This window comes from Mycobacterium sp. (assembly GCF_046095365.1).
In the GTDB taxonomy this organism is placed as follows: Bacteria; Actinomycetota; Actinomycetes; order Mycobacteriales; family Mycobacteriaceae; genus Mycobacterium.
Genome location: NZ_JBJTJF010000190.1, coordinates 19,524 through 33,019 on the forward strand (window position 1 = coordinate 19,524; position 13,496 = coordinate 33,019).

13 protein-coding genes are annotated in these 13,496 nt (G+C 69.2%); 8 read left to right on the forward strand and 5 right to left on the reverse strand.

Annotated features, from left to right (window positions below):
* Positions 1–61: 61 nt before the first annotated feature.
* Genes ACKOQ4_RS14265 through ACKOQ4_RS14275 form a run of 3 tightly spaced genes read right to left on the reverse strand, consistent with a single transcriptional unit; the run spans position 62 to position 3,116 of the window.
* Positions 62–775: a sirohydrochlorin chelatase gene (locus tag ACKOQ4_RS14265; RefSeq protein WP_526292932.1), complete on the reverse strand. Its 714-nt coding sequence runs from the start codon at positions 773–775 to the stop codon at positions 62–64.
* Positions 772–1,464, reverse strand: a complete 693-nt coding sequence (locus ACKOQ4_RS14270) for a phosphoadenylyl-sulfate reductase (protein WP_526292934.1) — start codon at positions 1,462–1,464, stop codon at positions 772–774. The genes ACKOQ4_RS14265 and ACKOQ4_RS14270 overlap by 4 nt, the downstream gene beginning before the upstream one ends.
* Positions 1,461–3,116: a nitrite/sulfite reductase gene (locus ACKOQ4_RS14275; protein WP_526292936.1), complete on the reverse strand. Its 1,656-nt coding sequence runs from the start codon at positions 3,114–3,116 to the stop codon at positions 1,461–1,463. The genes ACKOQ4_RS14270 and ACKOQ4_RS14275 overlap by 4 nt, the downstream gene beginning before the upstream one ends.
* 303 nt (positions 3,117–3,419) lie before the next feature.
* Here ACKOQ4_RS14275 and hemW point away from each other — a divergent pair, with 303 nt between their 5' ends.
* Positions 3,420–4,574 (forward strand): radical SAM family heme chaperone HemW, encoded by a 1,155-nt coding sequence (hemW, locus tag ACKOQ4_RS14280; protein ID WP_526292938.1) that lies wholly within the window; start codon positions 3,420–3,422, stop codon positions 4,572–4,574.
* Positions 4,575–4,667: 93 nt separating this feature from the next.
* Here hemW and ACKOQ4_RS14285 read toward each other — a convergent pair whose 3' ends face one another.
* Both ACKOQ4_RS14285 and ACKOQ4_RS14290 read right to left on the reverse strand, forming a co-directional pair.
* Positions 4,668–4,919 (reverse strand): hypothetical protein, encoded by a 252-nt coding sequence (locus ACKOQ4_RS14285; protein WP_526292940.1) that lies wholly within the window; start codon positions 4,917–4,919, stop codon positions 4,668–4,670.
* Between the two features lie 115 nt (positions 4,920–5,034).
* Complete coding sequence (locus tag ACKOQ4_RS14290; protein ID WP_526292942.1) at positions 5,035–6,588, reverse strand: SulP family inorganic anion transporter; 1,554 nt, start codon at positions 6,586–6,588, stop codon at positions 5,035–5,037.
* A gap of 155 nt (positions 6,589–6,743) precedes the next feature.
* Between ACKOQ4_RS14290 and ACKOQ4_RS14295 the strand changes: the two genes are divergently transcribed.
* The 7 genes from ACKOQ4_RS14295 to dnaJ all read left to right on the forward strand — a co-directional run bounded on the left by ACKOQ4_RS14295 (position 6,744) and on the right by dnaJ (position 13,481).
* Entirely contained in the window at positions 6,744–7,514 is a 771-nt protein-coding gene (locus tag ACKOQ4_RS14295; protein WP_526292944.1) for a response regulator transcription factor, read from the forward strand.
* On the forward strand, positions 7,511–9,001 hold the full coding sequence (locus ACKOQ4_RS14300; protein WP_526292946.1) for a sensor histidine kinase: 1,491 nt from the start codon (positions 7,511–7,513) through the stop codon (positions 8,999–9,001). The genes ACKOQ4_RS14295 and ACKOQ4_RS14300 overlap by 4 nt, the downstream gene beginning before the upstream one ends.
* Positions 9,002–9,078: 77 nt before the next feature.
* Complete coding sequence (locus tag ACKOQ4_RS14305; protein ID WP_526292948.1) at positions 9,079–9,297, forward strand: hypothetical protein; 219 nt, start codon at positions 9,079–9,081, stop codon at positions 9,295–9,297.
* Positions 9,294–10,778, forward strand: coding sequence for an amino acid permease (locus tag ACKOQ4_RS14310; protein WP_526292950.1), 1,485 nt, complete (start codon positions 9,294–9,296; stop codon positions 10,776–10,778). The genes ACKOQ4_RS14305 and ACKOQ4_RS14310 overlap by 4 nt, the downstream gene beginning before the upstream one ends.
* Positions 10,779–10,915: 137 nt before the next feature.
* On the forward strand, positions 10,916–11,176 hold the full coding sequence (locus tag ACKOQ4_RS14315) for a hypothetical protein (protein ID WP_526292952.1): 261 nt from the start codon (positions 10,916–10,918) through the stop codon (positions 11,174–11,176).
* Between the two features lie 83 nt (positions 11,177–11,259).
* The gene (gene hrcA / locus ACKOQ4_RS14320) at positions 11,260–12,309 is read left to right on the forward strand and encodes a heat-inducible transcriptional repressor HrcA (protein WP_526292954.1); all 1,050 of its coding nucleotides are present in this window, start codon (positions 11,260–11,262) and stop codon (positions 12,307–12,309) included.
* 35 nt (positions 12,310–12,344) lie between these two features.
* The gene (dnaJ, locus tag ACKOQ4_RS14325) at positions 12,345–13,481 is read left to right on the forward strand and encodes a molecular chaperone DnaJ (protein ID WP_526292956.1); all 1,137 of its coding nucleotides are present in this window, start codon (positions 12,345–12,347) and stop codon (positions 13,479–13,481) included.
* The last annotated feature ends 15 nt before the right edge of the window (positions 13,482–13,496 follow it).

The window sequence follows — 13,496 nt, forward strand, 5'->3', positions numbered from 1 at the left end:
GCACCCGCGCCCCATCGTGCGGCCGCGTGGTGCTGCATGGGATGAATGTACGCAGAACGCGTCAGGCGGCCAAGGGTTGCCACGCGGCGCGGTCGAACCGGTCGAGCACGGTCTCGGCAAGTGCGGGATGGGCGCCCAACGGCTCGGCCATCGCGACACCGAAGTCCGCGGCGACACCAGCGACCCGGTCGGTGATCCGGCCCGGCGCGATGAACCACGGCGCGATCGCGATGCGGCCGGCACCGTCGCGGCGCAGTTCGCAGATCCCGTCGGCCACCGAGGGTTCGGTCGTGGCATAGGCCACCCGAACCCTTGCCCAGCCGCGCGCGGACAGAGCCGACGCCAGCGTGGCCGTGCGCGCGTTGGCGGTGGCGTGCGAGGAGCCCACCGCGACCACCAGCACGCCGGTGTCCGGGTCCGGCCGCGGGTCGAGCTCAGTCAGCCGCTGGTGCAGCGCATCCACCAGGCGTGGGTCGTCACCGAGCGTGTCGGCCTGCCGCACCGGAACTTTCGCCGCGTCGATCATCGACGGGATGTCGATCCGCGCGTGATAGGCACTGGCCAGCAGCAGCGGCGTGACCAGCCCCGGACGGTCGAGTCCGGCCAGCACGTCGCGCAGGTTGGGTTCGCTGCGTTCGCAGAACGCCACCCGGACATCGAGCCAGGGCCGCAACCGGCGGACCTGCTCGGCCACCGCGTGCGTGGTCGCCGCGGAACGGGGGTCGGCGCTGCCGTGCGCGGTCAGGATCAGCGCCGGGTGCCGCAGGATGCTCACGAGGCGTGCAGCCCGCACTCGGTCTTGGCCAGCCCCTGCCAGCGGCCACTGCGGGGGTCGGCCCCGGCCAACGGCTTCGCCGTGCAGGGAGCGCACCCGATCGACGGATAGCCCTCCTCGACTAGGGGATTGACCAGGATGCCGTGGCTCTCGATGTAGCTCTGCATGTCCTCGTCGGTCCAGGCGGCCAACGGGTTGACCTTCACCAGCTTGAACGCCTCGTCGAAGCTGACCAGGGGTGCGTTGGCCCGGGTCGGCGACTCCACCCGCCGGATACCGGTGACCCATGCGGAGTACCTGCTCAGCGCGCGGCCCAGGGGGACCACTTTGCGCAGCCGGCAGCACTCGTGCGGGTCGCGGGCGAACAGGTCCTTGCCCAGCAGCAGGTCCTGCTCGGCCACGGTGTGTTCGGCGGTCACGTTGACCACGGTGACGTCGTAGACCGCCTCCACGGCATCGCGGGTGCCGATGGTCTCGGCGAAGTGGTAGCCGGTGTCGAGGAACAGCACGTCCACACCCGGGCGCACCTTGGCGGCCATGTCGACCAGGACTCCGTCCTGCATGTTGGAGGCCACCACGTAGCTGCCGCCGAAGTGCTCGTCGGTCCACGCCAGCAGATCCGCCGCCCCCGCACCGTCGAGTTCGGCCGCGCCTCGGGCGGCCAACTCGCGCAATAGGTCGTGGCTCATCGCAGCGAATCCTCCTCGGCCCGCACCGCCCACTGAGCGAACCGCTCGCCGGGCTCGCGCTGGGCGATGAAGTTGCGCACCACCCGCTCTATGTAGTCGCCCAACTCACCGCTGGTGACCTTGTGCTGGCGCAACTTCCGCCCGAAGTCGCTGTCCAGTCCGAGGCTGCCGCCCAGGTGCACCTGGAAGGCCTCGGTCGGCCCGTCACCGTCGTCGACGATCTGGCCTTTGAAACCGATATCGGCGACCTGGATCCGCGCGCAGGAGTTCGGGCACCCGTTGAGGTGGACCGTGACGGGTACGTCGAGTTCGGCGTTGAGGTCGGCGAGTCGCTGCTCCAGATCGGGCACCAGCGACTGCGCCCGCACCCGGGTCTCGGCGAAGGACAGCTTGCAGAACTCGATCCCGGTGCAGGCCATCAGGTTCCGCCGCCAGCGCGAGGGAGTGACCGAAAGCCCGAGCGCGGCCAGGCCGGTGACGAGTTCGTCGACCCTGTCGTCCGGGACGTCCAGCACGACCAGCTTCTGGTGCGGGGTGAACCGGATCCGGTCGGAACCCACTTTCTCGGCCAGGTCGGCGACCCCGGTGAGGATGGTCCCCGACACCCGGCCGGCGATGGCGGCCGCACCGACGGCGTTGAGTCCGTTGCGTAGCTTCTGAACACCGACGTGGTCGATGGGATGGACCACCGGATCCGGCGCGGGGCCGTCGATGAGCGGCCGCTTGAGGTACTCCCGTTCGAGAACTTCCCTGAATTTTTCAGCACCCCAGTCCTTGACCAGGAACTTCAGCCGCGCCTTCGCCCGCAACCTGCGGTAGCCGTAGTCACGGAACAGACTGACCACGGCCTCCCAGACGTCGGGCACCTCCTCCAACGGCACCCAGGCGCCGAGCCGCTTGGCCAGCATCGGGTTGGTGGACAGGCCGCCGCCCACCCACAGATCCAGGCCCGGCCCGTGCTCGGGGTGGTTCACCCCCACGAAGGCCACGTCGTTGATCTCGTGCACGACGTCCTGCTGGCCGGAGATGGCGGTCTTGAACTTGCGCGGCAGGTTGGCGTACTCCGGCTTGCCCACATAGCGGCGCACGATCTCCTCGATCGCGGGGGTGGCGTCGATCACCTCCTCGAGCGATTCGCCGGCCAGCGGGGAGCCCAGCACCACCCGCGGGCAGTCGCCGCAGGCCTCGGTGGTCTGCAGGCCCACCGCGTCCAGGCGGCGCCAGATCTCGGGCATGTCCTCGATCCGGATCCAGTGGTACTGGATGTTCTGCCGGTCGGAGATGTCGGCGGTGTCGCGGGCGAACTCGGTGGAGATCGCGCCCAGTTCGCGCAGCGAGGCGGCGGTCAGCGCGCCGCCGTCGCTGCGAACCCGGAGCATGAAGAACGGGGCCTCGATGAGGTCGACGTTCTCCTCTCCGGTGAACGTGCCGTCGTAGCCTTCCTTGCGCTGGGTATAAAGGCCCCACCAGCGCAGCCGGCCGCGCAGGTCGGTCTTGTCGATGCTGTCGAAACCCTGCTTGGCGTAGACCTGCTCGACGCGGGTCCGCACATCCAGGGAGTTCTCGACTTTCTTGAACTCCTCGTTGGGGTTGAGCGGGTCGGTGTCACCGAGGGCCCACTGGCCCTCGCTGCGGGGCTTCGCCTGGGTCATCGTGAGTGCTCCTGGATAGTGCGGAGCCGGCAATCGGAATGAAGCATCCACCGGGCCTGGTCCGGCGGCGCAGATCCGGGGCCAGCTGGCAGGCAGTGGGACGGGTCTACGGCGTCAGGCCGGACAACAACAGGTGCAGACGCGCTTGAAGTCGACATGCCGCCGCACGACCAGCGCAACAGCGCGCATCGGGGACGTCGGGGCGGACATGTGCCCGATTCTGCCACGACGGGCACCGAGTTCCCAACCGGCCCGAACTTCCGCTCAGGTTGAGCGCAACCCGGCTCTGCGAAACTCGACGGCATGGAACTGCCCGGGCTCGACCTGACGCCGGGCACGGCCTTCGGCATCTACGTGCACGTACCGTTCTGTGCCACCCGTTGCGGCTACTGCGACTTCAACACCTATACACCCGCTGAACTGGGCGGCACCGACCCGGACGGCTGGCTGAGCGCGCTGTGCGCCGAACTGCGGCTGGCGGCCGCGGCGGTGGGCCCGGTGCGGGTCGACACCGTCTTCGTCGGCGGGGGCACCCCCTCGCTGGTGGGCGCACAGCGGCTGGCCGGTGTGATCGACGCCATCCGGGCGAACTTCGCGCTGGCGCCCGACGCCGAAGTCACCACCGAGGCCAACCCGGAGTCGACCTCGCCGGGGTTCTTCGACGCCGTCCGCGCGGCCGGCTACACCCGGGTCTCGCTGGGCATGCAGTCCGCCTCGCCGCGGGTACTCGCCATGCTGGACCGCACCCACTCGCCGGGGCGGGCGGTGGCCGCCGCGCGGGAGGCGCTGGCCGCCGGTTTCGACCACGTCAATCTCGACCTGATCTACGGCTCTCCGGGGGAGTCCGACGACGACGTTCTGGCGTCGATACAGGCCGCGCTCGGCGCCGGTGTGGACCACGTCTCGGCCTACGCGCTGGTCGTCGAGGATGGCACCGCGATGGCGCGACGAGTACGCCGCGGTGAGATCGACGCCCCCGACGATGACGTTCTGGCCCATCGCTACCGGCTCGTCGACGATCGGCTCACCGAGGCCGGGCTGGACTGGTACGAGGTGTCCAACTGGAGCCGGCCTGGGGGACAGTGCCGCCACAACGAGGGCTACTGGGGCGGCGGCCAGTGGTGGGGCGCAGGCCCCGGCGCGCACGGCTTCGTCGGCGACGTCCGGTGGTGGAATGTCAAGCACCCCAATGCCTATGCCGAGATGGCGCAGCGGGGTGCACTCCCGGTCGCCGGATTCGAGCGGTTGTCCGCCCGCGACAGACACGTCGAGGAGGTGCTGTTGGGAGTCCGGTTGCGGCGCGGGCTGCCCGCTGCGGCGCTGAGCGAGGCCGAACTCCGGCGAGCGGCCCGGGCGGTTGCCGGCGGGCTGCTGCGTGAGGCGGATGACCGGCTGGTGCTGACCGACTCCGGGCGGCTGCTGGCCGATGCGGTGGTCCGTGACCTGCTCGACGACTGACCTGGTTCCGCACCGGGGGATGGGCAAAGCGGGCGGGCCGCGAGGAGCCTCGGAGTCCGAGGCCCCTCGCGGCCCTTTCTCGGGGGAGGGAAACTAGCCAATGGCGAGCAACGGGGGCATCGGGCCGCTCCCGAACGGGTTCAACACGCCGGGGGCGATGGAGTAGCCCTGCATCCGCTGCGCGGGTTCGGCGTAGATCGCCGCGTGGCCCGGCCTCGTGCACACCGCGGCGGGGCCGTTGTCGTTGCAGTCCGCGGAGGATCCCGCGGCTGCCGTCGGGGCGAAGGCGACGGCCGCCGCCGCGGCGCCGGCCAGAAGGAGTGGTGCGAAGATCCTGGTGGTCATTTCCTCGGTCCTTTCAGTTGTGGCGTTGCCGAAACCCTCACCCGCGGTGATGATTTCGACTCTTTCCGCCCTTGTGCCCTAATCGTATGCAGCTACCGAACGCCGGTCACGAACCTCATAGAGGAGTCATAGAATTAGCGAGTTCAACTTCATAGTTCCGCTGGGAGACGGCATTCCCGCAGGAACAGTTGGCGCCCTGCAGGGACACCGTCCCGCCGCGGGCCTGGTGCTGGCGCTGCCAGGCCTCCAGGAACTCCCGGGCGGCGTGGTCGACGAAGCCCACCGACATGACCAGGTGCACGCGCGTCCCGGGCGGGATCGGATCCAGCGCCCGGTGCAGCCGCGGCAGCGACAGGAAGGTGCAGGTCCCTGAGATCGCGACCCGCCATTGGCCGGGGCCGGTCGGGTCGGCCGTCACCACCGTGTGCGCCAGGCGCCACACCGTGAGCAGCATCGACGTCGCGAGCCCCAGCAGCACGCCGTTGAGCAGGTTGAGGAAGACCACCCCGCACACCGTGACCAGATAGATCCAGATGTCGCCGGTCCGGCGCGCGGTCTGGATGTGGGTGATCTTCACCAGCTGCACGCCGATCACCACCAGCAGCCCGGCCAGCGCGGCGGTGGGGATCTGTTCGGCCAGCCCCGCGAACGGAAGGGCGAACACCAGCACCCACACGCCGTGCAGGATGCTCGATGCGCGGGTTCGCGCGCCGGCGGACACGTTCGCCGAACTGCGCACGATGACGCCGGTGATCGGCAGCCCCCCGACCGCGCCGGAGACCATGTTCGCCGCCCCCTGTCCGACCAGTTCGCGATCGAGGTTGCTGCGGGCACCGTTGTGCATGCGGTCGACGGCCACCGCCGTCAGCAGGCTTTCCACGCTCGCGATCAAGGCGACGGTGAGCACCCCGGCGGCGAATCCGCCCCAATTCCCGTCCGGCAGGGCAGGCAGGTGCAATGCCTGCACCAGTGACCCGTTCAAGGTGATCTTCGGCACGTCGATCGCGGTCAGCAGCGGGATCACGCTGGCGACGACGATGGCGACCAGGGGTCCGGGAATCCGGCGCAACACCGCCGGCGCCCGCCGCCAGGCCACCAGGATCGCCACCACCAGCCCGCCGAGTGCGATCCCGGCCGGGTTGGCCTCGGAGAGGTGCGCCGGCAGAGCCGCGATGTTGTGCCATGCCGAACTGTGCGTCTCGCCGCCGAGGATCACGTGAACCTGCTGCAGGGCGATGGTGATGCCGATGCCGGCCAGCATGGCGTGCACCACCATCGGTGAGATGGCCAGCGCCGCTCGTCCCAGGCGGGTCAGCCCGAAGAGGATCTGCAGCAGCCCGGCGAACACGGTGATCGCGCAGGTCACCTTCCAGCCGAACTCGCCGATCAGCGCCGCCACGACGACGGTCAGCCCGGCGGCCGGTCCGCTCACCTGCAGCGGGGACCCGCCCAGTGTCCCGGCCACCACTCCGCCGATGATGGCGGCGATCAGGCCGGCCAGTGGCGGGGCGCCGGAGGCCACCGCGATGCCCAGCGACAGAGGTAGTGCGACCAGGAACACCACCAGCGAAGCCGGCACGTCGTATCGCAGGATGTTCGACACCAGTTCCGTTCGGGCGGAACGGATGTCGCCTTGGAGGGGTTCGCGAGCGATCGCAGTTTCGGCCATGCAACCGAGGTTAGGGATTGCCTATGGGGCCGCCAAGCCGCAGCCGCGCACGCATAGAGAATCCATACCGAATTCCGGGACAACTCCGAATCGGAAAGATATGAAACTCATATGGCGTCCATGACACACGCCGATGGGATACAGACAATTATCGTATGACTGTGATGGTTTCACCCCGGACCCCACGCCAGCGCCCCGCCATCCTCGGCAAGCTTCCGCGCATCACCCGGACCGACGGATCCCCGATCCGGGTACTGCTCGTCGACGACGAGCCTGCCTTGACCAACCTGCTCAAGATGGCTCTGCACTACGAGGGCTGGCAGATAGAGGTGGCCCGCGACGGGCAGGAGGCGCTGGCCAAGTTCGCCGAGTTCGGCCCGGATCTGCTGGTGCTCGACATCATGCTGCCCGACATCGACGGGTTCGCGATCCTGAAGTCGATCCGTGAGTCGCAGGTCTACACCCCGGTGCTGTTCCTGACCGCACGTGACTCGGTGCTGGACCGCGTCACCGGACTGACCGCGGGCGCCGACGACTACCTGATCAAGCCGTTCAGCCTCGAGGAACTGGTCGCCCGGTTGCGCGGCCTGCTTCGGCGGTCCAAAGCGATGGCCGCCCCCGAGGACGAGGTGCTCACCGTCGGTGATCTGGTGCTCGACGGCGCCAGCCACGAGGTCACTCGCGGCGGCGAACCGATCGCGCTGACGGTGACCGAGTTCGAGTTGCTGCGCTACCTGATGCGCAACCCGCGGCGCGCCATCAACCGGGCCGAAATCCTCGACAGGGTATGGAATTACGGTTTCGGCGGGAAGTCCAGCGTCGTAGATCTCTACATCTCTTATCTGCGCCGCAAGATCGACTCCGGCCGTGAGCCGATGATCCATACCGTTCGGGGAGTGGGCTATATGCTGCGACCTCCGCAATGAATCTGCGCCGGCGTTTGGCGATCGGCGTCTCGGTAATCGTCAGCGCGGCGGTGATTGGGGTCGGGGCGGTGGCCGTGCTGACCCTGCGCGACGAAGTGGTCAGCCTGTCCAACAGTCAGGCGGCCAACGCGCTGGCGGCCTTCGAGTACTGGTACACCAAGGCCGACCGGATAAGCCCGCCCGCCGGCGCCGGTCTGGGCAGCTATCCCGGAGAGGTGCGCGGCACGGTGGTCGCGGTGCTGCGCGACGGCGCCGCCGAGTTCAGCGCGGTCTACGGCGGGGCCGAACCCGATCCCGCGTCGGCCGATGTGCTGCGGTCGCTGGAGACGATCGACTGGCGCGACGGCGGTCCGAAGACGGTGCGGCTGGCCGAACTGGGTCCGCACCGCGTCGTCAGCCGCGACCTCGGAGGAGGAGAGCGCCTGGTATCCGGAGTATCGCTGGAGGATGCCAACCGCACGCTGGCCCGCAACTCGCTGCTCGTGGTGGTCCTGGCGGCGGCAGCCCTGCTGGCGGCGGCGCTGAGCACCGTCGCCCTGGTGCGCCGGGCGCTGCGGCCCCTGCACCGCGTCGCCGCGATTGCCGAACACGTGGCGACGCTGCCCCTGGAAGCCGACGAATACCGGATCACCGCCCGCGTCGGCGAACGCGACACCGATCCCGAGACCGAAGTCGGCGTCGTCGGGCACACCCTGAACCAGATGCTGGACAACGTCGACTCGGCACTGACCCGGATGGCCGAGTCCGACCGGCACATGAAGCAGTTCCTCAGCGACGCCAGCCACGAGCTACGCACTCCGCTGGCCGCGATCCTGGGCTACGCCGAACTGACCCGCCAGGAGAGCGAGATGATCCCGCCGATGACCGACTACGCGCTGGATCGCATCGAGGCCGAGTCGCGGCGGATGTCGACGCTGGTCGCCGATCTGCTGCTGCTCTCCAGGCTCGACGAGGGACAGGACCTGCATCTGGAGTCGGTCGACGTCTGCGACCTGGTGGCCGATGCCGTCAACGACGCCGCCGTCAGCGCTCCCGACCACCGCTTCGTCGCCGACCTTCCCGAACACCCGGTCTGGGTGCGCGGCGACCGGGTCCGGCTGCAGCAGGTGGTGGCCAACCTGCTCACCAACGCGCGCATCCACACTCCCGAGGGGGTCACCGTCACCGCCGCCGTCGCGGGTCCGCGGGGAACGCCATCCGCAGTGGAAGTGACCATCACTGACGACGGGCCGGGCATCCCGGCTGCCATCCTGCCGCACCTGTTCGGCCGGTTCGTGCGCGCAGACAAGGCGCGATCGCGTGAGATGGGTTCCAGCGGGCTGGGTTTGGCGATCGTTGCGTCGATCGTGGAGGCACACGCCGGGACGGTGTCTGCGGAATCGGTGCCCGGGCGCACGGTCTTCACCGTCCGGCTGCCGGCGGCGGAGGCCGGCGGGGACCGGCCCGGCGTCGCCACCGGCGAGCTGCGCGTGTTACCGCGAGAATAAATATTTGCCGCTTGACCCGGAATCGGTCGAACACCGGTGTTTACTGGCAGGGTTCTGTCCGACAGGGGGTCAGGCCCATGCGTCTGATTGATTTCAAGGCCAAGACGCCGCTCATCGGGATGTCGATGGTGTTCCTCGCGATGGCGATCGTCGCGGTGACGGCGTACCTGCGGGTGGGCTGGTATTCGGTCCTGGGTTACGCCGTGGCGGCGGCCATCGCGGTCTTCGGCTTCGTCTTCACCTTCCGCGACATGCCCGCGCCGCCACACGACGCGTCCGAAGGCTCGGGTTCATGACCGCCGAGCCCCGGCAGGCCACCGGACCCGTCGCCCTCGACAGCGAGGATGCCGGCTACCACAAGGCCCTCAAGCCGCGGCAGTTGCAGATGATCGCCATCGGCGGCGCCATCGGGACGGGCCTGTTCCTCGGCGCGGGCGGACGGCTGGCCAGCGCCGGTCCGGGACTGTTCCTGGCCTACGCGTTCTGCGGGGTGTTCGTGTTCCTGATCCTGCGGGCCATGGGCGAACTTGTCCTGCACCGCCCGTCGTCGGGGTCGTTCGTCTCCTACGCCCGGGAGTTCCTGGGGGAGAAGGCGGCCTACGTCGCGGGGTGGATGTACTTCCTGAACTGGGCGATGACGACGATCGTCGATTCGACCGCGATCGCCACCTACTTCAAGTTCTGGTCGGCGTTCAACGCCGTCCCGCAGTGGGTGATCGCGCTGGCGGCACTGGCCCTGGTGTTCGCGATGAACATGGTGTCGGTGGCGTTGTTCGGAGAGTTCGAGTTCTGGGCGGCGCTGATCAAAGTCGCCGCCCTGTTCACCTTCCTGGTCGCGGGAACGATCTTCCTCGCGGGTCGCTACAAGATTGACGGCCAGCCGACCGGATTGAGTGTGGTGGCCGACCACGGCGGCTTCTTCCCGGTCGGTCTGCTCCCGCTGGTCGTCGTGACCTCAGGGGTCGTCTTCGCCTATGCCGCAGTCGAACTCGTCGGGACCGCGGCAGGTGAGACCGAGGAGCCGGAGAAGGTCATGCCGCGTGCCATCAACTCGGTCATTGCCCGCATCGCGCTGTTCTACGTCGGCTCGCTGTTCCTGCTCGCGCTGCTGCTGCCCTACACCGACTACTCGGCGTCGGAAAGCCCGTTCGTGACGTTCTTCGGCAAGATCGGGATCGAGGGCGGCGGAACCATGATGAACATCGTCGTGCTGACCGCGGCCTTCTCCAGCCTCAACGCGGGGCTGTACTCGACCGGACGCATCCTGCGCTCCATGGCGATGAACGGAAGCGCGCCGAGGTTCACCGGTGTGATGTCCCGGCGGGGCGTGCCCTACGGCGGGATCTGCCTGACCGCCTCCATCGGGCTGCTCGGAGTGCTGCTCAACGGGGTGGTGCCGGAGAAGGCCTTCGAGATCGTGCTCAACGTCGCATCGCTGGGCATCCTGTCGTCCTGGGCGACCATCATCATCTGCCAGATCCAGCTGTACCGGTGGTCGCAGCAGGGCCGGATGGTCCGGCCGTCCTTCCGGATGTGGGGTTCGCCCTACACCGGCTACCTCACGCTGGCCTTCCTGCTCGGGGTGCTGGTCCTGATGGCGTTCAACTACCCGATCGGCACCTGGACCGTCGCCAGCCTGGCGGTGGTGGTCCCGGCCCTGATCGGCGGGTGGTTCCTGGTGCGTAAGCAGGTGGCGGCCATCGCCGCCGAGCGGATCGGCCACACCGGGCCCTTCCCGGTGGTCGCCAACCTGCCGCCGCCGATCGACCGGGGCTGAGCGCCGCCGGGCGCAAACGTGTGTATGCGCTATGAACTTCGTGATTTGTAATTCCGGTATCTCTACCGTGGAGTCATGGGCCCCACGGGCGAAACATCAACCGCCCGTGGAGCTCCCGACACGGAAGGGATCCGATGATGACCATCACAGCCCGCCTTGCCGCCTCGCTGGTCTCGGTCATGGTTGCGGCGGCCGTCGCGACCGCGCCCGCCGCCGGTGCGACTTCCAACCCGCCGAGCTGCCGGCAGAGCGGCGGGGCGAACCTCTGCCAGAAGCAGGGCCACTCGTCGCTGCATGCCAAGCCGACACCGCGCGGGATCTCCGCCGGGGTGTTCGCCTCGCCCTGGTTGCCCGGCTACGGCCGGGGGCACCTGCCCCCGCTGATCGCGCTGGACTGACGCCTCTGGCACTCGCCCGGCTGACCTGCTAATCGGCGCCGTCAAAACCCGTAAAATGGCGGCGGACCCGAGGAGGTGAGCCGGTGGGAAGTGCCGATGATCGTCGCTTCGAGGTGCTGCGGGCCATCGTCGCCGATTTCGTCTCCACCAAGGAGCCGATCGGTTCCAAGGCGCTGGTCGAGCGGCACAACCTCGGGGTGTCCAGCGCCACGGTCCGCAACGACATGGCGGTGCTGGAGGCGGAGGGATACATCGCCCAGCCGCACACCAGTTCCGGGCGGGTGCCCACCGAGAAGGGCTACCGCGAGTTCGTCAACCGGATCCACGAGGTCAAACCGTTGTCCGCCTCGGAGCGGCGGGCCATCCTGTCCTTCCTGGAGACCGGTGTCGACCTCGACGACGTGCTGCGCCGTGCGGTGCGGCTGCTCTCCCAGCTCACCCGGCAGGTCGCCGTCGTGCAGTACCCGACGTTGTCGGCGTCGACCGTGCGGCACCTCGAGGTGGTCGCGCTGACCCCGGCCCGGCTGCTGATGGTCGTCATCACCGACTCCGGCCGGGTCGACCAGCGCATCGTCGAACTCGGCGACACCATCGACGACCACCAGCTCGGTCAGCTCCGCGATCTGCTGGCCCAGGCGCTGGAGGGCAAGAGGCTCTCGGCGGCCTCGGTCGCGGTCGCCGAGCTGGCCGGCCGGCTCAACACCCCGTCCGGGCCGAACGGCAAGCTGGCGAACGCGGTGGGGCGTTCGGCGACGGTGCTGCTGGAATCGCTGGTCGAACACCCCGAGGAGCGCCTGTTGATGGGCGGCACCGCCAATCTGACCCGCAACACCGCCGACTTCGGCGGATCGCTGCGGTCGGTCCTGGAGGCGCTCGAGGAGCAGGTCGTGGTCCTTCGCCTGCTGGCCGCCCAACAGGAGGCCGGTAAGGTGACAGTGCGCATCGGCCATGAGACCGAGGCCGAACAGATGGTCGGCACGTCGGTGGTCACCACCACATACGGCAGTGCCGGAACGGTCTACGGCGGGATGGGTGTGGTGGGGCCCACCCGGATGGACTATCCCGGGACCATGGCCAACGTCGCCGCCGTTGCGCTGTACATCGGTGAGGTGCTGGGCAACCGCGCGGGCTGACAGTCAGCGACAGAGGTGCAGGAAGAGGTTCAGGCGTGGCACGCGACTACTACGGCCTGCTCGGGGTGAGCCGGGGCGCCGGCGACGCGGAGATCAAACGCGCCTACCGCAGGCTGGCCCGCGAACTGCACCCCGACGTCAACCCCGCCGAGGGCGAGCGGTTCACCGAGATCAGCATTGCCTACGAGGTGCTCTCCGATCCCGAGAAGCGGCGCATCGTCGACCTCGGCGGCGACCCATTGGCCACAGCCGGGATGGGCAACGGGTTCGCCGGATTCGGCGGCCTCGGCGACGTCTTCGAGGCGTTCTTCGGCGGGGGCGGCGGGTCGCGCGGGCCGATCGGCCGGGTCCGGCCCGGGTCGGACTCGCTGCTGCGGATGCGGCTGACCCTGGAGGAGTGCGCCACCGGCGTCACCAAGGGGGTCACCGTCGACACCGCCGTGCTGTGCGATCTGTGCCAGGGCAAGGGCACCCACGGCAACTCCACCCCGGTCACCTGCGACATCTGCGGCGGCCGCGGGGAGGTCCAGAGCGTCCAGCGCTCGTTGCTCGGCCAGGTGATGACCTCTCGGCAGTGCCCCACCTGCGGGGGAATCGGCGACGTCATCACCGACCCGTGTCACCGCTGCGGCGGGGACGGCCGGGTGCGGTCGCGCCGCGAGATCAGCGTGAAGATCCCGGTCGGCGTCGCCGACGGCATGCGGGTGCGACTGGCGGCCCAGGGCGAGGTCGGACCCGGCGGGGGCCCGGCCGGGGACCTGTACGTGGAAGTCCACGAACGCCCGCACGACGTGTTCATCCGTGACGGCGATGACCTGCACTGCACGGTCGCGGTGCCGATGGTCGACGCGGCGCTGGGCACCGCCGTGACCGTCGAGGGGATCATCGACGGGCCCATCGAGATCGTCGTCGCGGCCGGCACCCAGCCCGGCGCGGTGACGACGCTGCGGGGCCGGGGCATGCCCCGGTTGCGTTCGGAGGCCCGCGGCGACCTGCACGCCCACATCGAGGTGAGCGTGCCGGCCAAACTGGACGCGCGCAGCCGGGAACTGCTCACCGAGGTCAAGAACCGCAGCACCGAGCAGCCGGCGGTCAAGCCCACCCGCGCCGCTGCGCCGCAATCCGGGGGCGGGCTGTTCAGCCGACTGCGGGAAACCTTCACCGGCCGCTGAACAGCCACCGGAATC

Bases quoted from the DNA above. Each gene is read 5' to 3' on its own strand.
- ACKOQ4_RS14305 (WP_526292948.1), top strand. From the start codon at position 9,079: ATGCGTCTGATTGATTTCAAGGCCAAGACGCCGCTCATCGGGATGTCG.
- ACKOQ4_RS14295 (WP_526292944.1), top strand. From the start codon at position 6,744: ATGACTGTGATGGTTTCACCCCGGACCCCACGCCAGCGCCCCGCCATC.
- ACKOQ4_RS14300 (WP_526292946.1), top strand. From the start codon at position 7,511: ATGAATCTGCGCCGGCGTTTGGCGATCGGCGTCTCGGTAATCGTCAGC.
- ACKOQ4_RS14270 (WP_526292934.1), bottom strand. From the start codon at position 1,464: ATGAGCCACGACCTATTGCGCGAGTTGGCCGCCCGAGGCGCGGCCGAA.
- ACKOQ4_RS14290 (WP_526292942.1), bottom strand. From the start codon at position 6,588: ATGGCCGAAACTGCGATCGCTCGCGAACCCCTCCAAGGCGACATCCGT.
- ACKOQ4_RS14310 (WP_526292950.1), top strand. From the start codon at position 9,294: ATGACCGCCGAGCCCCGGCAGGCCACCGGACCCGTCGCCCTCGACAGC.
- ACKOQ4_RS14315 (WP_526292952.1), top strand. From the start codon at position 10,916: ATGACCATCACAGCCCGCCTTGCCGCCTCGCTGGTCTCGGTCATGGTT.
- ACKOQ4_RS14275 (WP_526292936.1), bottom strand. From the start codon at position 3,116: ATGACCCAGGCGAAGCCCCGCAGCGAGGGCCAGTGGGCCCTCGGTGAC.
- ACKOQ4_RS14285 (WP_526292940.1), bottom strand. From the start codon at position 4,919: ATGACCACCAGGATCTTCGCACCACTCCTTCTGGCCGGCGCCGCGGCG.
- hemW (WP_526292938.1), top strand. From the start codon at position 3,420: ATGGAACTGCCCGGGCTCGACCTGACGCCGGGCACGGCCTTCGGCATC.